Source organism: Gemmobacter aquarius (assembly GCF_003060865.1).
GTDB lineage: Bacteria > Pseudomonadota > Alphaproteobacteria > Rhodobacterales > Rhodobacteraceae > Paragemmobacter > Paragemmobacter aquarius.
In genome coordinates, this window is record NZ_CP028918.1 from 342500 (window position 1) to 361196 (window position 18697).

General features: G+C 64.2%; 16 protein-coding genes. 9 read left to right on the forward strand and 7 right to left on the reverse strand.

Translation table 11 applies throughout. The features are described from left to right. Window positions 1-140 precede the first annotated feature (140 nt). Window positions 141-1808: an acyl-CoA dehydrogenase family protein gene (locus tag HYN69_RS01605; protein ID WP_108434203.1), complete on the forward strand. Its 1668-nt coding sequence runs from the start codon at window positions 141-143 to the stop codon at window positions 1806-1808. Here HYN69_RS01605 and HYN69_RS01610 read toward each other — a convergent pair. After that, the gene (locus tag HYN69_RS01610) at window positions 1783-3021 is read right to left on the reverse strand and encodes an MFS transporter (RefSeq protein WP_108434204.1); all 1239 of its coding nucleotides are present in this window, start codon (window positions 3019-3021) and stop codon (window positions 1783-1785) included. The two genes, HYN69_RS01605 and HYN69_RS01610, sit on opposite strands and share 26 nt — an antisense overlap. Before the next feature lie 84 nt (window positions 3022-3105). Further along, a complete protein-coding gene (locus tag HYN69_RS01615) occupies window positions 3106-5049 on the reverse strand; it encodes a lytic transglycosylase domain-containing protein (RefSeq protein ID WP_108434205.1) in 1944 nt (647 codons plus the stop codon). A gap of 183 nt (window positions 5050-5232) precedes the next feature. Here HYN69_RS01615 and dapA point away from each other — a divergent pair, with 183 nt between their 5' ends. Together dapA and HYN69_RS01625 are read left to right on the forward strand one after the other, a co-directional pair. After that, window positions 5233-6105, forward strand: coding sequence for a 4-hydroxy-tetrahydrodipicolinate synthase (dapA, locus tag HYN69_RS01620; RefSeq protein WP_108434206.1), 873 nt, complete (start codon window positions 5233-5235; stop codon window positions 6103-6105). Between the two features lie 68 nt (window positions 6106-6173). Beyond that, on the forward strand, window positions 6174-7001 hold the full coding sequence (locus HYN69_RS01625) for a DMT family transporter (RefSeq protein ID WP_230426538.1): 828 nt from the start codon (window positions 6174-6176) through the stop codon (window positions 6999-7001). On the opposite strand, the gene HYN69_RS01630 is transcribed toward HYN69_RS01625, so the two are convergent. Beyond that, on the reverse strand, window positions 6980-7414 hold the full coding sequence (locus tag HYN69_RS01630) for an ion channel (RefSeq protein WP_108434207.1): 435 nt from the start codon (window positions 7412-7414) through the stop codon (window positions 6980-6982). The two genes, HYN69_RS01625 and HYN69_RS01630, sit on opposite strands and share 22 nt — an antisense overlap. A gap of 110 nt (window positions 7415-7524) precedes the next feature. On the opposite strand from HYN69_RS01630, the gene smpB reads away from it, so the two are divergent. From smpB to HYN69_RS01645, 3 genes are all read left to right on the forward strand, one after another. Then, window positions 7525-8004, forward strand: coding sequence for an SsrA-binding protein SmpB (gene smpB / locus HYN69_RS01635; RefSeq protein ID WP_108434208.1), 480 nt, complete (start codon window positions 7525-7527; stop codon window positions 8002-8004). A 204-nt stretch (window positions 8005-8208) separates the two neighbouring features. After that, window positions 8209-9057 (forward strand): 3-mercaptopyruvate sulfurtransferase, encoded by an 849-nt coding sequence (gene sseA / locus HYN69_RS01640; protein ID WP_108434209.1) that lies wholly within the window; start codon window positions 8209-8211, stop codon window positions 9055-9057. Window positions 9058-9060: 3 nt separating this feature from the next. Continuing rightward, on the forward strand, window positions 9061-10239 hold the full coding sequence (locus HYN69_RS01645; RefSeq protein ID WP_108434210.1) for an amino acid aminotransferase: 1179 nt from the start codon (window positions 9061-9063) through the stop codon (window positions 10237-10239). A 101-nt stretch (window positions 10240-10340) separates the two neighbouring features. Here the strand turns inward: HYN69_RS01645 and HYN69_RS01650 are convergent, their stop codons facing one another. Together HYN69_RS01650 and HYN69_RS01655 are read right to left on the reverse strand one after the other, a co-directional pair. Continuing rightward, window positions 10341-11687, reverse strand: coding sequence for an ammonium transporter (locus tag HYN69_RS01650; RefSeq protein WP_108434211.1), 1347 nt, complete (start codon window positions 11685-11687; stop codon window positions 10341-10343). A 28-nt stretch (window positions 11688-11715) separates the two neighbouring features. Then, entirely contained in the window at window positions 11716-12054 is a 339-nt protein-coding gene (locus HYN69_RS01655; protein ID WP_108436976.1) for a P-II family nitrogen regulator, read from the reverse strand. Between the two features lie 257 nt (window positions 12055-12311). Between HYN69_RS01655 and HYN69_RS01660 the strand changes: the two genes are divergently transcribed. Together HYN69_RS01660 and HYN69_RS01665 are read left to right on the forward strand one after the other, a co-directional pair. Next, window positions 12312-14645, forward strand: coding sequence for a transglycosylase domain-containing protein (locus HYN69_RS01660; RefSeq protein WP_108434212.1), 2334 nt, complete (start codon window positions 12312-12314; stop codon window positions 14643-14645). Between the two features lie 109 nt (window positions 14646-14754). After that, window positions 14755-15234: a VOC family protein gene (locus HYN69_RS01665; protein WP_108434213.1), complete on the forward strand. Its 480-nt coding sequence runs from the start codon at window positions 14755-14757 to the stop codon at window positions 15232-15234. 160 nt (window positions 15235-15394) lie between these two features. Here the strand turns inward: HYN69_RS01665 and HYN69_RS01670 are convergent, their stop codons facing one another. Both HYN69_RS01670 and HYN69_RS01675 read right to left on the reverse strand, forming a co-directional pair. Beyond that, a complete protein-coding gene (locus HYN69_RS01670; protein WP_108434214.1) occupies window positions 15395-16003 on the reverse strand; it encodes an MlaC/ttg2D family ABC transporter substrate-binding protein in 609 nt (202 codons plus the stop codon). Beyond that, window positions 15993-16712, reverse strand: a complete 720-nt coding sequence (locus HYN69_RS01675; RefSeq protein ID WP_108434215.1) for an MlaA family lipoprotein — start codon at window positions 16710-16712, stop codon at window positions 15993-15995. The genes HYN69_RS01670 and HYN69_RS01675 overlap by 11 nt, the downstream gene beginning before the upstream one ends. 250 nt (window positions 16713-16962) lie before the next feature. Here HYN69_RS01675 and HYN69_RS01680 point away from each other — a divergent pair, with 250 nt between their 5' ends. Next, window positions 16963-18696, forward strand: coding sequence for a type I secretion system permease/ATPase (locus HYN69_RS01680; protein WP_108434216.1), 1734 nt, complete (start codon window positions 16963-16965; stop codon window positions 18694-18696). Window position 18697: the final 1 nt, after the last annotated feature.

The following is an 18697-nucleotide window of genomic DNA, read 5'->3' on the forward strand; positions in this document are numbered from 1 at the left end:
CGGACTGTCATGCCCGAGCGACGATCCGCTGCGACATTTTACTACGTCTGGCGTTTTTTTGGTGAAACTATGTTGCTTGGCTGTGCATTCCGCTCTAGCTATCTCGCAGTTGCAGAAAACCCGATCCGACAGGTGAACCCATGCCCCATGACGGCCAGCCCATGCCCCAGACGCCGCTTCTTGCCGATCTGTTCGGCCTGACCGCCGCTGCCCTGCCCGAGGCCGAGGCGCTGTTTCACACGGCACGCGAAAACCTGCGCGAGCGGGTCACGCTGGCCGGCAAGGTGTCGGCTGCGGCGCTGGAAGAGCACCAGTTTGGCGCCCATGCGCTGGCGTGGCTGGCCACTTATGTCGAAAGCCTGCGCCAGATGCGCGCATGGGCCGTGCGGGTCGAGGCTGCGGGGCAGTTCGGCGAGATGGAGGCGCTGATCCTGCAAATCGCCTATGGCGAGTATCTGGCGCAGATTTACGGCGGCATCCCGATGTCGCAGGGAGAAACCGCGCGGCTTGGCGACCTGTGGGTCGATGCGGCGCAGGCGGGGGCCGCTGCCGCGCTGCTGATGGCTGCGGGCAACACGCCCGCCGCCCGTGCACGGCTGGTTGCGTTGATGCAGGACAACCACGGGCGGGCGACATTCGGCGTAACGGGGCTGGACGAAGAGCTGGAGATGATCCGCGACCAGTTCCGCCGCTATGCCGACGAGCAGGTGATCCCCTTTGCCCATGACTGGCACCTGAAGGATGAATTGATCCCGATGGAGGTGATCGACCAACTGGCCGAGATGGGCGTCTTCGGGCTGACCATCCCCGAGCAGTTCGGCGGTTTCGGCCTGTCCAAGGCGTCTATGGTCGTGGTGTCGGAAGAATTGAGCCGTGGCTATATCGGGGTCGGCAGCCTCGGCACGCGCACCGAGATTGCCGCCGAGTTGATCCTGTGTGGCGGTACCGACGAACAAAAGGCCAAGTGGCTGCCCAAGCTGGCGAGCGGGGAAATCCTGCCCACGGCGGTGTTCACCGAACCGAACACAGGGTCTGACCTTGGCGCGCTACGCACCAGGGCGCGGCGCGATGGGGATGACTGGGTCATTTCCGGCAACAAGACATGGATCACCCATGCAGCGCGAACGCATGTGATGACGGTTCTGGCGCGGTCGGTCGATGCGACGACCGACTATCGCGGGCTGTCGATGTTTCTTGCCGAAAAGACCCCGGGGACGGATGAGACCCCGTTCGTCGATGCAGGCCTGTCGGGTGGCGAGATCGAGGTTTTGGGCTATCGCGGGATGAAGGAATATACCGTCAACTTCGACGATTTCCGTGTGAAGGGTGAAAACCTTTTGGGCGGGGTCGAAGGGCAGGGGTTCAAGCAGTTGATGCAGACCTTCGAGAGCGCCCGTATCCAGACTGCCGCCCGCGCCGTTGGTGTGGCGCAATCCGCGCTGGAAGCGGGCATGGCCTATGCCACCGACCGAAAGCAGTTCGGCAAGGCGTTGATCGAATTTCCCCGCGTGGCCGGAAAGCTGGCGATGATGGCGGTCGAGATCATGGTGGCGCGGCAGCTTACCTATTTTTCCGCGTGGCAAAAGGACCATGACAGGCGCTGCGATCTGGAAGCGGGGATGGCCAAGCTTCTGGGGGCACGGGTGGCTTGGGCTGCGGCGGACAATGCGCTGCAAATCCACGGCGGCAACGGGTTCGCGCTGGAATACAAGATCAGCCGCATCCTGTGCGATGCGCGTATCCTGAACATCTTCGAAGGGGCTGCCGAGATTCAGGCGCAGGTCATCGCGCGGCGTCTTTTGGACTAAGGTTTCCGGCCGACGGGCGGGGTGATCCAAGACGCGGGTGCAACTGGCTTGCGACCGCATAAGCCGCGAGCAACCCCAATCCGGCGGCGGCAAAGACGCCTTGCACGGGGGCAACCAGCAGCACCAGCCAAGCAGCGCCCGGTGTCAGGATACCCGACACGTCGCGGAAGCTGGAATAGACCGCCGACATCTCGGTGCGTTCGGACGGTTTGACCGCCATCAGGAAGGGCAAGCCGCCGACCACGTCGAGCACCACAAGGAAAAACGCCGCCCCCATCATGGCGATAACCGACAGCCATGGCAGCGGGGCGACGAGGGCCGAGACGAAGAACAAGGCGCCGCAGACGCCAAAGGCCAGCCGCACGCCTTGGCGGACCGAAGCACGCCGCACATAGCGCAGCATCAGGGGCGAGATGAACAACAGCGCGTTCGACAGCGACAGGGCGACGCCGCCGACCTTGTCGCCCAAGCCCGCCTCGATGCAAAAGATCGGCAAGTAGACGACATAGACCCACCAGCCGCAGGACCGCATCACCGCGAACATCCATCCGGCGATCAGGCGGGGCTGGCGGAAGAAGCGGCCCAGATAGGCCAGCGGGTTCAGCGCAGGCCCCTTGGCGCGGGCGATCTGCTTGCCATTGCCAAGCCGCAGCACCCAGAATGTCGCCAGCAGCGCCAACGCAAAGGTTCCGGCCAGAAGGAAGGGCGCGGGCGCCCAGACATCATGCAGCCAGACGCCCAGCATGGGGCCAATGGCCCAAGGACCAGCCGCATAGACCATCTGCGTGGATTGCGTGCGCCCGAGTTCGGCGCGGTCGATATAATCGAGCACATAGGCGTTGAAGCAGACAAAGGTGGTGGCCGTCGCCATTGCAAGGCAGATGAGAGCGGCCTGCACCGACAGCGCCGTGCCGTGGATCGCCAGCGCCATGCCGATCAGGTAAAGCCCGCAGCCCGCCGAATACATCCAGCGGCGCGGCACGTGGCGGGTGAACCACGGGACCATCAACCCCCAGACCAGCGCCACGATTCCGGCGTGGAAATAGGCCTCGGACGTGGCGGCGGCACTGCCCAGCCCCTTGTAGACCGCAAGCGGCATGGCCGAAATCAGCGTGCCGCGCACCGCAGCTTCCATCCCCGCCAGCAATGCGAAATTCTGCACGCGGGGCGTGGGGGAATGGCGAAGGAAAAGCGGGATGTAACGCGTGGCCATGATCTGTCTGATTTTTAGGCATTTGGCCAAGACCGGCCCCGCCCCGTCTGCGCCAAGCGCGACAGGGCGGGTCGGGTTTGGCTTTTATCCGCGCAGTTCCGAGGTGATCCGCACCGGCCCCGCCACGCCTTTCAGCTTGGCGCGGTAGATCACAAGGCTTTCGGTCACGCGCATCACATAGGTGCGGGTTTCGGTAAAGGGGATCATCTCGACCCAATCCACCACATCGACCGACGGGTCGCGCGGGTCGCCGAAGGCTGCGATCCAGCGTTTCGGGCGGCCCGGCCCCGCGTTGTAGCCCGAAGCGACGAGTGCGACCGAAGGGCCGAACTGTTCGACCAGTTGGGCAAGGTATCCGGTGCCGATCTTCACGTTATAGGCCGGATCGTTCAGGCTGCCGCCATCATAGACCAGCCCCACGCGGGGCGCGACCAGCTTGGCGGTCGAAGGCAGCACCTGCATCAGCCCCCGCGCATCGGCGGCGGAGCGTGCGGCGGGGTCGAATTCCGACTCGCGCCGCGAGATCGCCAAGGCAAGGGCGCGGCTGACGGCCAGCCCTTCGTTCGGCACGAAGGACGGGACGGGGTAATAGGCGCGGGGCAGGATGATGCCGCGTTCGGCCGCCTGTTTGGCGATGACAACGGCAAGGTGGGGTTCGTCGATCTCTAGCGAGAACTGGGCAAGCTGGGCGATTTCGGTCTCGTTCAGGCTTTCGGCCAGATGCAGGAAGAAGCGTTTGGCCAGCGTCCGGTCGCCCGCCTTTTCCAGCTGCACGCCAGCGGCAAAGACCGACGACCGCGCAAAACCCGCGTCTTGCCAGTTGGGCGGGCGCTGTTCCGACAAGAGCGAGTCGTCGAGGTTCAGCCCCAGCGTTTCGGCGGCGAGCAGGCCGTAATAGGCGGTCTGGTGGCGCGCCGCGATCTGGTAGGCGGCGGTTGCCCCCGCCGTATCGCCCGCCGCTTGCAGGGCGCGGCCCTGCCAGTAATGCGCGCGGGCGGTGGAAATGGGCGTCGAGACGGCGGCTTCGAGGTGTTTGAAATGCGTCAGCGCGGTCGCGGGGTCGCCAAGGAAGCGCAGCGCGATCCAGCCTGACAGGAATTCGAGGTCGGCGTAATCCGATCCGTCTTTCAGGTGGTGCGATGCGGCCACCTGATAGGCCGCCTTGGGCTTGCCATCGCGCAGCAAAGCGCGGGAAAGTGCGGCGCGGCGGTCGGCCCAAGCGTCGGGGTCGCCCAGCGTCTGGGGCGATTTCGAGGCCGCGATCAGGGTTTCGGCGGCGTCGTCGTCGCGGTCGCGGCGGAAGCGCCAGTTGAACCGTTCATAGGCAAGGCCGGGGTCGGCTTGCAGCGCGGGCGGAATGCGGGCGATCATGGCGTTGACGCCATCGGCATCGGCATGCAGCGCCATCCGCGCCTCGGCCACGGCACGCCAGCCCGACGACACGCGGGGCAGCATGCGCTTGGCCTCGGAGGTGCGGTTCTGCCACAGCAGCCGGTCGAGCCGGACCTCATGCGCGACCGACAGCGCCTCGCCATAAAGACCCAGCAGCGCCTGTTCGTTTTCGGGGCCAAAGGGCAGGGTAGTCCAGGCGCGGAATGCCTCGTTCTCGGCATCTGCCGCGCGGCCCTGCGCTTGCAGGGCGCGGATATAGGCGATGGAGCCTTCGGCGGTTTCGGGCAAGTCTGCGGCGAAATAGGCGATCACGCGGGCGGGATCGGTTGACCGCGCCACCGCCTCTTCGCCCTTTTCGCGCAACAGCGGCAGGCCCGGCCAATCGGGGCGGCGGGCAAGGAAGGCTTCGTAATCCCCCAGTCGACCCCCGCCTGCCCGCAGCCATTGCCAAGTGACGATATCGGCCCCGATCTCGCCCGCGCCTTGGGCTGCGGACAGCGCACCCGTCCAATCCTGCGCTGCAGCCCTGGCTTGTGCATCGCGCATCGCGCCCGCCGCATCGGCAGCAGCAGCCAAGGGTGTGCAACACAAGAATGCCGAAAACAGCCACCCGAGGCGGCGTGAGAAATGGCCCATCTGCTCGTCCGTTTATTATTGGTATTCGTTAGGGTTGAATGTGCCCCAAACGCGGGCAATCGGCAAGCGGTGCGATCCTGCGCGGCCTTGCACTTCGCCCCGCTTGGCAAGCCTTTGCCACACCGTTAGGAAGGGCGCGTTTGCAACGGGCGATTCATCCGCCCACCAATGGAGAGACGTGTCATGATCAAAGGGTCCATTCCTGCCCTGGTGACGCCGTTCAAGAACGGTGCGCTGGATCTCGATACGCTCAAACATCTGGTGGAATGGCATATCGAACAGGGCTCGACCGGGCTGGTTCCGGTGGGGACCACGGGCGAAAGCCCCACGCTCAGCCATGAAGAGCATGAAACCGTGATCGAAGTGGTGGTGAAAGCCGCCCGTGGCCGCGTGCCGGTGATCGCGGGGGCCGGGTCGAACAATACGGTGGAAGGCATTCGCCTGATCCAGCATTGCGAACGCGTGGGGGCCGATGCGGCGCTGGTGGTGACGCCCTATTACAACAAGCCCACCCAAGCGGGGCTGGTCGCGCATTACACGGCGCTGCACGATTGCTGCACCCTGCCGATCATCATCTACAACATCCCTGGCCGGTCGGTCGTGGATATGTCGCCCGAAACCATGGGCCAGCTTGCGGAACTGCCGCGGATAGTGGGCGTCAAGGATGCGACCGGCAAGATCGAACGCGTGTCGATGCAGCGCGCCTCCTGCGGGGCCGATTTCATCCAGCTTTCGGGCGAGGATGCGACCGCGCTGGGCTTCAACGCGCATGGCGGGGTGGGCTGCATTTCGGTGACGGCGAACGTGGCCCCGAAGCTTTGCGCCGAATTCCAGGCGGCAACGCTGGCAGGCGACTACCGCAAGGCGCTGGAGTATCAGGACCGTCTGATGCCGCTGCACGAGGCGATCTTCATCGAGCCGGGTCTGGCGGGGGCGAAATACGGCCTGTCGCTGCTGGGCCTGTGTTCCGAGGAGGTGCGCTTGCCGCTGGTTACGCTGACCGAGGGGACCAAGGCAAAGATCAAGGCGGCGATGGAGTTCGCGGGGGTTCTGTGACCCTGACGGAACGCTCCGCCATCCTGCGCGCCGATAACCTGCGCGGGGCGGTCTGGATGGTGGCCGCCATGGCGGGTTTTGCCGTCGAGGACATGTTCCTGAAGGCCGCCAAGGCGCATATGCCGCTGGGGCAGGCGTTGCTGGCCTTTGGCGTGATCGGCATGGTGTTTTTCGCGGTCATGGCGCGACGGCAGGGCGAGGCGGTGTTGCACCCCGCGGCCCTGTCGCGGCCCCTGCTGATCCGGTCGGGGTTCGAGGTGACGGGGCGGTTGTTCTATTCGCTGGCCATCGCGCTGACGCCGCTTTCGGTGGCATCGGCGATCTTGCAGGCGACGCCGCTGGTTGTGGTGGCGGGGGCTGCGCTGATCTTTGGCGAAACGGTCGGCTGGCGGCGCTGGACGGCCATCGTCGTGGGATTTCTGGGCGTTCTGGTGATTTTGCGCCCCGGTCTTGATGGCTTCAGCGTGCTTTCGCTGGTCACGGTGGTCGGGCTGATCGGCTTTGCGGGGCGCGATCTGGCCACGCGGGCGGCGCCCAAGGTGCTGTCGAACCGGCAGCTTGGGGTTTACGGCATGGCGATGCTTGCCTTGGCGGGGGCGATCATCCTGTCGGTGACGGGGGGCGCTGTCTGGCCCGATGCCACGGGGGCGGCGCTGGTCGTGGGCATGACCGCCTTCGGCATCTTTGCCTATAACGCGCTGACCATCGCCATGCGGACCGGAGAGATTTCGGCCGTCACCCCGTTCCGCTATACGCGGCTGGTCTTTGCCATGATCGCAGGGGTCGTGGTCTTTGGTGAACACCCCGATGCGCTTACCCTGATCGGGTCGGCCCTGATCGTGGGAAGCGGGATCTACACGCTGCACCGCAGCCGTCAGCGGGACGCTTCGACCTGACCTGTGCGGATCAGGCGGAAGGCTTCCACCATCAGGGCGGTCATCAGGCCGAAGTTTAGAAAACCGTTGGTCGCGGTCATGCCCGAGAGGATACGCCATTCATGCGGCAGGATCACATCGCCAAAGCCCAGCGTGGTGAAAGAGACGATCGAGAAATAGAGCGCCTCCTCGAATGTCGCAAAGACGCCGAGCAGGTCATAGACGATGGCCCAAAGCCAGACCCCCGCAGTGGTGGTGGCCACCACCCAGAGCGAGGCTGTCAGCACGGCCAGAATCATCTTGGGCCGGTGCGGTTCTTTCACCAGCCAGCCGTGCCAGCGGGAAAAGCCGATCTCCATCAGCAGGGCCGATACCGCGCCGATCAGGATGGAAACCATCATCACGCCGGTGCCGAGGGCTATCTGATGCAGCATGTTTTCGCTCCTTGCCCCCGCAAACTGCCGCCTGCGCCGCGAAAGGTAAATCCCGCATTCGGGCGGGGCTTCTGGACAGCGGGGGTGGCATCGCCTATCTCGGGTCCATCATGGTAGTGAAGTCCGATCCCAATTCGAAGCTGATTGCAGAAAACCGCCGCGCGCGGTTCGATTACGCCATCGAGAGCGATCTCGAGGCCGGTATCATGCTGCTCGGGTCCGAGGTGAAAAGCCTCCGCAAGGGCGGGTCGAACATCGCGGAAAGCTATGCCAGCGTCGAAGGCGGCGAGTTGTGGCTGATCAACGGCTATATCGCCCCCTATGCCGAGGCCAAGACATGGGGGCACGAGGAACGCCGCCGCCGCAAGCTGCTCGTCAGCAAGAAGGAATTGTCGCGGCTGTGGAGTGCGACGGCGCGCGAGGGCATGACCATCGTGCCGCTGCGGATGTATTTCAACGACCGCGGCATCGTGAAGCTGAAGCTCGGCATCGCCAAGGGCAAGAAGCTGGCTGACAAGCGCGAGACATCGGCCAAGCGTGACTGGGATCGTGAAAAGGCGCGTCTTTTGAAGATGTCGAAGCGCGACTAAGGCGATTTCTGACGCAGAAATCGCGCAAATTTTTCACGAAAAAATTTGGCGCAGCGGCTGGCGTGGGCGCTGGAAATTCCTTCGTAAGGAATTTGCCAAATTTCTGCGTCAGAAATTTGGGTCGGGCCGCGCGGGCCTTTGCAGGCTTGCCCTTTTGGCGCTTTGAAGCTACCTCCCGCGCTGACCCCTATTAGGACCTGGCCCATGTCCGACGATCCCAAGACGCTCGTTTCGACCGACTGGCTTGCCGCGCATCTGAAAGACCCCGATCTGCGGGTTCTCGATGCGTCCTGGTATCTGCCCGATGCCGGCCGCGATGCGCGGCGGGAGTATGAGGTGTTCCACATTCCGGGCGCACGGTTCTTCGATATCGACGAGATTTCGGACCAACGCTCGTCCTTGCCCCATACCGTGCCGCCGGTCGAAAAATTCATGAGCCGGATGCGCGCCATGGGCGTGGGCGACGGGCATCAGGTGGTGGTCTATGACGGGGCGGGGATCTTCTCGGCGGCCCGCGTGTGGTGGACGTTCCGGCTGATGGGCAAGATGGATGTGGCTGTGCTGGACGGCGGTTTTCCGAAATGGCGGGCCGAGGGGCGCGAGATCGAGGATATGCCCCCCGTGGTGCGCGACCGGCACATGACCGTCAGCCGCCAGAACCAGCTTGTGAAAGATGTCACGCAAGTGGCCCATGCCTCAAAGCTGCGCGAGGCCGAGATCATCGATGCGCGGTCGGCGGCGCGGTTCAAGGGTGAGGCGCCCGAACCGCGGGCGGGGCTGCGGTCGGGGCATATTCCGGGCTCGAAGAACGTGCCCTTTGCCACCTTGCTGAACCAGAATGGCACGATGAAGCCGGTGCCGGAATTGCGCGCCCTGTTCGAGGCGGCGGGGGTTGACCTGTCCAAGCCCGCGATCACCACTTGCGGATCGGGTGTCACGGCGGCGGTGCTGTCGCTTGCGCTGGAACGGATCGGCCACAGGAATCACGCGCTTTACGATGGCTCTTGGACGGAATGGGGCATGTTTGACGATTTGCCCGTCGAAAAGGGATAGACAATGTTCGACCATTTGAAGGCCCAGCCGCAGGACAAGATCCTGCAACTGATCCAGATGTATCGTGAAGATGCGCGTGACGGAAAGATCGACCTTGGCGTTGGCGTCTACAAGGATGCGACCGGCCTTACTCCTGTGATGCGGGCCGTGAAGGCGGCCGAAAAGAAGCTGTGGGAGGTCGAGACCACCAAGACCTACACGGGGCTGGCGGGCGAGCCTGCCTATAACGCGGCGCTTTGCGGCATGATCCTTGGGGATGTCGTGCCGATGGAGCGTGTGGCTTCAGTCGCCACTCCGGGGGGCACCGGGGCGATCCGTCAGGCGCTGGAGCTGATCAAGCTGGCGGCGCCTGACGCTACGGTGTGGCTGTCTAACCCGACATGGCCGAACCATCCGTCGATCATCAAATACCTCGGCATGAAGATGGCCGAGTACCGCTATTTCGACGCCGAGACGCGGGGCATCGATTTTGGCGGGCTGATGGAAGATCTGGGTCGCGTGCAGGCCGGCGATGTGGTTTTGCTGCACGGCTGCTGCCACAACCCGACCGGCGCGAACCTCGATGCCGCGCAATGGGATGCGGTGGTCAGGCTGCTGGCCGAAAAGGGGGCCATGCCCTTTGTCGATCTGGCCTATCAGGGCTTCGGTGACGGGCTGGACGCCGATGCCGCGGCGACGCGGCTGATCGCAAAGTCGTTCCCCGAGGTGCTGATTGCGGCATCCTGCAGCAAGAACTTCGGCATCTACCGCGAACGCACCGGCATTCTGATCGGGATCGGCGATGCGGGCGGCAAGGGCGTGTTGCAGGGCAACCTGAACTTCCTGAACCGCCAGAACTTTAGCTTCCCGCCCGATCACGGGGCGCGGCTGGTGACTATGATCCTTGAGGATGACGCGCTGACCGCCGACTGGAAGGCGGAACTGGAAGAGGTGCGGCTGAACATGCTGACGCTGCGCCAGTCGCTTGCCGACGAGTTGCGCCGTGTGACCAATTCCGACCGCTTCGATTTCGTGGCCACGCATCGTGGCATGTTCAGCCGCCTTGGGCTGACCGAGGCGCAGGTGGTGCGTCTGCGCGAGGAACATGCGATCTATATGGTGGGTGACAGCCGGATCAACATAGCAGGGCTGAATGCCCGCACCGTTCCCCTGCTGGCAGCGGCCATCGCGCAGGTTTCCTGACACTTTCGCCACGCTAATGAAAATGGCCCGCAGGAGCGATCCTGCGGGCCTTTCAGTTTGACGGTGGCGGGGAGGAGGTTCGCCACCGTCTGCCGTAATGCTTAGCCGTGGTAGGCCTGTTCGCCATGCGAGGCGAGGTCGAGGCCCTGACGTTCGGTGTCTTGATCGACGCGCAGGCCGATGGTCATGTCGATGGCCTTGAACAGGACCGCCGAGACGACACCCGACCAGACGATGGTGATCAGCACGCCTTCGATCTGGATCCAGAGCTGGCTCATCATGGCGTAGTCGTCGCCCTTGATGCCGCCAAAGGCGCCGGCCGAGAACACGCCGGTCAGGATCGCGCCGATGATGCCGCCGATGCCGTGGATGCCAAAGACGTCGAGGCTGTCGTCATACTTCATCTTGGCCTTCACGACCGTGACGAAGAAGTAGCAGACCACCGAAGCAATCGCACCAAGGGCGATGCCGCCCATCGGGCCGATGGTGCCGCAAGCCGGGGTGACGGCGACGAGGCCCGCAACCATGCCCGAGGCAGCGCCCAGCATCGATGCCTTGCCGCGCTGGACGGTCTCAAGCAGCGTCCATGCCACCGTTGCCGCAGCCGTGGCGATGAAGGTGTTGATCATCGCAAGGGTCGCGCCGCCGTTGGCTTCAAGGTTCGAGCCGACGTTGAAGCCGAACCAGCCGACCCAGAGCATCGACGCGCCGATCATGGTCATGACCATCGAGTGCGGGGCCATGTTGTCCTTGCCGTAGCCGACGCGCTTGCCGATCATCAGGCAGCCGACGAGGGCGGCGATACCGGCGTTGATGTGCACGACAGTGCCGCCTGCAAAGTCGATGGCGCCCTTGGCGAACAGGTAGCCGTTGGCATCCCAGACCATGTGGGCGATCGGGAAGTACGAGAAGGTCGCCCAGAGCACCGAGAAGACCAGAACCGCGCTGAATTTTACCCGTTCGGCGAAGGCGCCGATGATCAGGGCCGGAGTGATGGCCGCGAATGTCATCTGGAAGGCGATGAACAGGTATTCCGGGATCACGTAGCCCGCCGAGAAGGTGGCCGACATGCTGTCTGCGGTCACGCCCGACAGGAACAGCTTGCCAAAGCCGCCAAAGATCGGGTGGGTCGAGCCGCCGAAGGTGAAGGAATAGCCATAGACGACCCAGACGATCATCATCACGCAGGCGATCATCGTCGTCTGCATCAGGACCGAAAGCATGTTCTTCGACCGCACCAGACCGCCGTAGAACAGGGCAAGGCCGGGGATGGTCATGAACAGCACCAGAACGGTGGCGATCATCATGAAGCTGACATCGCCCTTGTCCATGACCGGCGCGGCTTCGACCGCGGCCTCGGTTGTGGCTTCCTGCGCGAGTGCTGGCAGGGCGGCAAGGGCAGCAGCGCCAAGCGCGCCGAGACCCAAAAGTTTTTCAAGAGTTTTCATTGTTACGGATTCCCCTTCCCGCGTTCTGTCAAAGCGCGTCGTCATCGGTTTCACCCGTGCGGACGCGCACGGCGTGCTGGACATCCAGCACGAAAATCTTGCCGTCACCGATCTTGTCGGTCTTGGCGGTGGCGCGGATCGTTTCGACCACCTGATCGGCGAGCGCGTCGGATACGACGATCTCGAGCCGGACTTTCGGCACAAAGTTCACGGCATATTCGGCACCGCGATAAATCTCGGTGTGGCCGGACTGCGAGCCGAAGCCCTTGATCTCGGTCACCATCATCCCCCGGACGCCGATCGTCGTGAGGGCTTCGCGCACCTCTTCGAGCTTGAACGGCTTGATTGCTGCAATGATGAGTTTCACGTCGTTCCCCTTCGTTTGGCGGAACCCCGAAAGGTTCTTGGGGCTATCAGGCGTGTCCAAGCCGTTTCGCACAAGAAAGGCGGGCAGGGTTCGGTCGGCGGTTAACTGCACTTTTGCCTAAATTTTACACTTATTGGGCGACATGCCTGAAAAATGGGCGAACATCGCACGCGAATCGCGCTGGCTGGTGTTTCACATTCCCCCGCAGGCTGTGTAGATTGTCGCAAAACAGATGCACGGGCAGCACGGGCAGAAGAATGGCACTTATCGGTAAAGGCCGTGGTCCGCTTGTGGCGGACCGGCGGTATCCATCAGGCAGACCGGCAAAGGCCCCGTCGCGTAACGGTGGAAGCGGTTCGGGAGGTGGCGGGCCGCGCAAGCCTGCGCCCAAACGCGCAGCTGCGCGCAAGCCTGCCCGCAAGCGCGGCGTGATCGGGACGCTGGTCTTTGGCACGCTTGGCCTGATCTGGCGCATCGTCTGGGGCGTGGGCTGGCGCGTGGGCTTTGTGACGGCGACGATCCTTGCCGCCGCGATCCTGTTCTTTTACGCGCAGCTTCCACCGCTGACCAACCTGATCGACGCCCGCGCCAAGGGGTCGGTCACGCTGCTTGACCAGGATGGCAAGGTGTTCGCATGGCGGGGGGAAACCTTTGGCGGCATGATCACCGCCGACACGGTTTCGCCCTACCTCAAGAACGCCGTGGTCGCGACCGAGGACCGCCGCTTTTACCGCCATTTCGGCATCAGCCCGCGCGGCATCGCATCGGCGGTGCGGATCAACCTGTCCGAAGGGCGCGGCCCGCTGGAGGGCAACGGCGGGTCGACCATCACGCAGCAGGTGGCGAAGCTTCTGTGCCTTGGCGTGGCCTATGATCCGCAAAAGTGGAAGTCGGAAGCCGAATACGAAGCCGATTGCCGCAAGGGCGGGATCGTGCGGAAGATCAAGGAAGTGCCCTTCGCCATGGCGATGGAGGCGAAGTATTCCAAGAACGATATCCTGACGATCTATTTCAACCGCGCCTATCTGGGGGCCGGTGCCCGTGGCTTCGAAGCCGCCGCGCAGCGTTATTTCGGCAAATCGGCCAATGATGTGACCCCTGCCGAGGCCGCGATGCTGGCGGGGCTGCTCAAGGCTCCGTCGACCTTTGCCCCCACCAACAACCTCGACCGCGCGCGGGCACGGGCGAATGTGGTTGTCGGGCTGATGGAGGATCAAGGCTATCTGACAGCCGCCGAGGCCGACGAGGCACGGGCCAATCCCGCCACTTTGTCGCAGGCGGCGGCGACCAAATCGGGTGGCTATTTCGCCGATTGGGTGATGGAGACGGCGCCCGCCTTCCTGACCTCGGAAACCACCGAGGATGTGGTGATCCGCTCGACCTTGGACCAGCGGATGCAGAAGGCGGCCGAGGATGCGGTGGCTTTCGTCTTCGACACCAAGCTCAAGCAGGGGTCGAACGCGCAGACAGCCGTGGTGGTGATGGCCGCCGACGGTGCGGTCAAGGCGATGGTGGGCGGGCGCAAGACCGACCTTGCCGGATCGTTCAACCGCGCCACGCAGGCGTTGCGCCAGACCGGTTCGGCGTTCAAACCCTTTGTCTATGCCGCAGCGCTCGATCTGGGGTGGAGCCCGATGGATTATGTGGAAGACACACCGCTGACCATCAACATCCCCGGATCGGGACCATGGACGCCGTCGAATTACGACAAGGAATTCAAGGGCCTGATCACGCTGGCGCAGGCGCTGGAAGAAAGCCGGAACATTCCGGCGGTCAAGGTGTCGGAAGCGGTGGGCCGCGATCTGGTTCGCAACGTGGCGCAGGGCTTCGGCATTGACAGCGATCTGGCGGCGGGCCCCGCGCTGGCGCTGGGCGCATCGGAATCGACGCTGCTGGAAATGACGGGGGCCTATGCGGGCATCCTGAACGGCGGGTCGTCGGTCAAGCCCTACGGGCTGCTCGATCTGCGGTTGCAGGGCGAATCCGAGCCGTTGATGGGCGCTGCGGGCGGGATCGGCGAGCGGGTGATACAGGAGACATCGGCGCAGCAACTGACATGGATGATGACGCAGGTGGTCGAACATGGCACGGGCGGGCGCGCACGGCTGGCCGACCGTCAGGTGGCTGGCAAGACCGGCACAACGCAGGCGGCGCGCGATGCGTGGTTCATCGGCTTTACCGCCGATTTCGTGGTCGGCGTCTGGATGGGGTATGATGACAACAAGCCGCTGACCGGCGTGACGGGGGGCGGCATTCCGGCCGAGATCTGGCACGAGGTGATGATGCGGGTGAACGAAGGCATCCCGCCCAAACCCCTGCCGCTGATCGTGCCGCAGGCCAAACAGCCGCCCCTGCCGGGAACCGAGCCGACCCCGCTGCCGCCGGGCGCCGTATCGGACGGCGGGATCGACACCGATGGCGACGGCATCGCCGATGCATGGCCGGTCGATCCGAACGACCCCAACGCAGGCCTTGCCCGCCCACGCAACGGCCAAGCCGCGCCGCAGGGCGAACCGGTCCAGCCGCGCCGCGACCGCGCGCAGGAAGACCCCGTCGAGTCGCTGCTGAAAGACCTGCTCGGGATCAACTAGGCCAGCCTTTGCCAAGGGGCGCAGGACGCAGGCGCGTTTTGCGCCCGAACCGGCTATGCTGGCCCAAATCATTCTGGCCCCAAAGCCATGCCCTGAAAGGACAAGCCCCATGCCCGTGCCCAAGAACACGATCTGCCTGTGGTATGACCGCGACGCCGAAGCTGCGGCGCGGTTCTATGCCGAAACCTTTCCCGACAGCGAAGTGACGGGCGTATTCCACGCGCCCGCCGATTTTCCGTCAGGCAAGGCGGGCGATGTGCTGACCGTCACCTTTACCGTGATGGGCATCCCCTGCCTTGGCCTGAACGGAGGGCCATTCTTTACCCAGTCCGAAGCGTTCTCGTTCCAGATCGCGACCGAGGATCAGGCCGAAACCGACCGGTATTGGAACGCTATAACCCGCAATGGCGGCACCGAAAGCGAATGTGGCTGGTGCAAGGACCGCTGGGGTGTGAGCTGGCAGATCACGCCTCGCGTGCTGACCGAAGCACTCGCCACGGGCGGCGACGTGGCGCAGCGGGCCTTTGTCGCGATGATGCAGATGGGCAAGATCGACGTGGAGCAGATCGAAGCGGCGGTGCGGGGGTAGCACAGCCAACCGTCGGGACTCTGGGCCCCTCACCCTGACCCTCTCCCCGAGGGGGAGAGGGAAGCGCGCCGGTTCTGCAGCGCCTTGCGCCGGGTCGGGACGGTCTCTCCCTCTCCCCCTCGGGGAGAGGGTCGGGGTGAGGGGGCCGCCTGCCTGCGCTTCAGATCGTCTGCAACTGCGCGATCAGCTTGTCCAGATCGCCGCCGTTCCGGTCGAGCAACGCCCCGATCTCGGTGCGCTCCGAGGCGAGCATGTTCACGCCTTCGATGATGATGTTGAAGAACAGGTCGCGGCCCGATTTGTCCGACACATGCCAGCGCAGGTCGAACGGGGCCTCGCCCTTCAGCGTGGCGGTCGAGATCACCTCGTAATAGCTTTTGATCGGGCGGGCATCGGTCACTTCGATCTTGCCGCCGATGAATTCGCGGAAGCGGCGGCCGTATTTGCGGCTCAGGTAACCCTGATAGGCCTTGGTGAACGCGGTCATCTGCGCGGGGCTGGCCGAACGGGCAGCAACCCCCAGCGCCGAGCGGGCGATCACTGGCACATCGGCATATTTGACGAAGAGTTTCTCGAAGTCACCGAACATCTGGGTTTCGGATTGGCCCGACCCGATGATCCGGTTCACGTCGGCAACCGCCTTGTCGATCAGCCCGCGGGCCTGGTCCACATCGAGCGCTGCGGCAGGCAACGGCAGGGCAAAGGCAGCCGAGGCGGCCAGTGCGACTGATGTAAACCCGCGGCGAGTCAGTTTCAGGTCATTGCGCATAGGGGTCCTCGAAATTGGCATCATCACTGGTATTTGCGCTGCCACCCGTCTGGCCGAGTTCGAAGCGCCGGTTTTGCAGATACAAAAGCCGCGCCTGCGCGTAGCTGTCCGCGCTTTCATATAGAATGGAATCGAAAGTCGCGGAATAGCGCGACCGATCACCAAGCGTTGATGCGACCTTGGCGCCGGTCATCCAATAGGTTTCGGGCGCCTCGAGCACCAGCCGCAGCGGGTTCAGCGCCACATCGACCAGCGTTCCGGTGAAATCGCGGGTCGTCGACGGGCCGAGGAAGGGCACTTCGACATAACGGCCCTCTTTCGCGCCCCAGACATGCAGCGTCTCGCCGAAATCGGTGGGGGCACCGGCGACACCCATCGCGGTGGCCGGATCGAACAGCCCGCCGATGCCGATGGTGGTGTTGATCACGAAACGCACGGTATTGTGCATCGCGTCGCCGGGTTTGGCTTGCAGCAGGTCGTTGACCACATCGCCCGGCCCGTCGAGGTTGGTCGCGAAATTCGAGATGCCCTGTTCGAGCGGCTGCGGCACGATAGACCCGTAGGCTGACGCGGCCGGGCGCAAAAGCGTCTTGTCCACCCCACGGTTGAAGGCGTGGACGTGGCGGTTCACAGCCTCGTTCGGGTCGTTGATCCCCTGCGGCGCAGGTTCGCGGGCGCAGGCCGAAAGGCCAAGCGCGGCGATAAGCATGAAAGCGCCGCGCAGGGCCGGTCTGGCCTGACGGGGGAAAGAAAAGGATGGAGTTTGACGGATCATCTTTCTACTTTCGCGCTTACTGGCCGTGCGATTAAGGGTTTACAAACGTCTGATCGCGGGAATGACAAGCCATAAGCCTCCCGTTCCGCCATGACAACCGACGAAGCGTGTCGTCCCAGTTATGCGTTGCGGAAAGCCGCCAAGACAACGCACATACCGTTTTACGGTAAAGAGGGGTTTTTGGATGAGTCGAAACGAAATGCAGCGCGGTCTGTCAGAACTGCGCGAGGCTCGGGTCGAGCAGAATGGTCTGCTGGTCGCGGCCTTTGTTTTCTCCGTTTTCGTCAACATCCTGATGCTGACCGGCCCGCTTTACATGCTGCAGGTCTATGACCGCGTGCTGGGCAGCCGGTCGGAACCCACTTTGCTGGCGCTTTCGGGGCTTGTGACGTTCCTTTTCGTCGTCATGGGCGTGCTCGACCATGCCCGCAGCCGGGTTCTGGCGCGGGTCGGCGCGCGCATCCAGCAAAAGCTGGAGCGGCGGGTTTTCGACGCCTCGTTGCGCCGTCTGATGCTGGCGCCCGACGATCCGGCGGCGCTGGCCGCGCAAAAGGACCTTGAAGCCTTGCAGCGGTTCTGGACGTCGCCCGCGCTGGTCGCGATCATCGACATGCCATGGGCGCCGCTGTTTCTGGCAGTGATCTTCATCTTCAACTGGGTGCTTGGCGTGATGGCGCTGATCGGCGGGGTGATCATCGTCGCCATCGCCCTGTTGAACCAAGCCCGCACCAAGGTGCCCTTGGCTCGCGCCACATCGGCGGGTATTTACGCCGACCGCGCCGGAGAATTGCTCAAGGGCGAGGCCGAGACCATCCGCGCGCTTGGCATGACCGGCGCCGCCTTTGACCGCTGGCAGAACGCCCGTGGCGTGGCCGTTGCCGAAGGCATGGTCGCGTCGGATGTGGGCGGGGCCTATGCCATCGCCTCGCGGACCTTCCGGCTGTTCTTGCAGTCGGCCATGCTTGGCCTTGGCGCGTGGCTGGTGCTGCATGGCGACATGACTCCGGGCGGGATGATCGCGGCGTCGATCCTGATGGGCCGCGCCTTGCAGCCCGTCGAGCAGGCCGTGGGGCAATGGTCGGTGGTAACGCGGGCGCGCGACGGCTATGGCCGGTTGGCGGACCTTTTGACCCGCGTGCCGGTCGAGCCCAAGCGCACAGCCCTGCCGCGCCCCAAGGCGCTGGTCGAGGTGACGGCCCTGACGGTGGTGCCCCCCGGCGAGCAGATGCCCGCGCTTCGCATGATGAACTTTACCCTGCCACCCGGTCAGGCGCTTGGCGTGATCGGGCCTTCGGGGGCGGGCAAGTCCACCGTCGCACGTGCGCTGACAAGCGTGTGGCGGGCGGCGAGCGGCAAGATCCGGCTCGATGGCGCGACGCTCGACCAATACGACCCCGACGTGCTGGGCAGTTACATCGGCTACCTTCCGCAGCGGGTGACATTGTTTGACGGCACGGTTGCCGAAAACATCGCCCGTCTGGGCAAGCCCGATCCGGCCAAGGTGGTCGAGGCGGCAAAGGCCGCTGCCGCGCATGACATGATACTCAAGCTGCCCGACGGCTATGACACGCGCCTGTCGTCGGTCGGCGGGCGGCTTTCGGGCGGGCAGACCCAGCGCATCGGCCTTGCGCGGGCGCTTTACGGCAATCCGGTGCTGCTGATCCTCGATGAGCCGAACTCGAACCTCGACAACGAAGGGTCGCTTGCGGTGAACGCGGCGATCCGCGCGCATAAGGCGGCCGGCGGGTCGGCGATGATCATGGCGCACCGGCCTGCGGCGATACAAGAGTGCGATCTGCTGCTGGTGGTCGAGGATGGAACGCGCCGCGCCTTTGGCCCGCGTGATCAGGTGCTGCGTGAGATGGTGAAGAATTCTGCCGACATCGCCCGCGCGGCAACGCCCGGAGGTGTGGTATGAG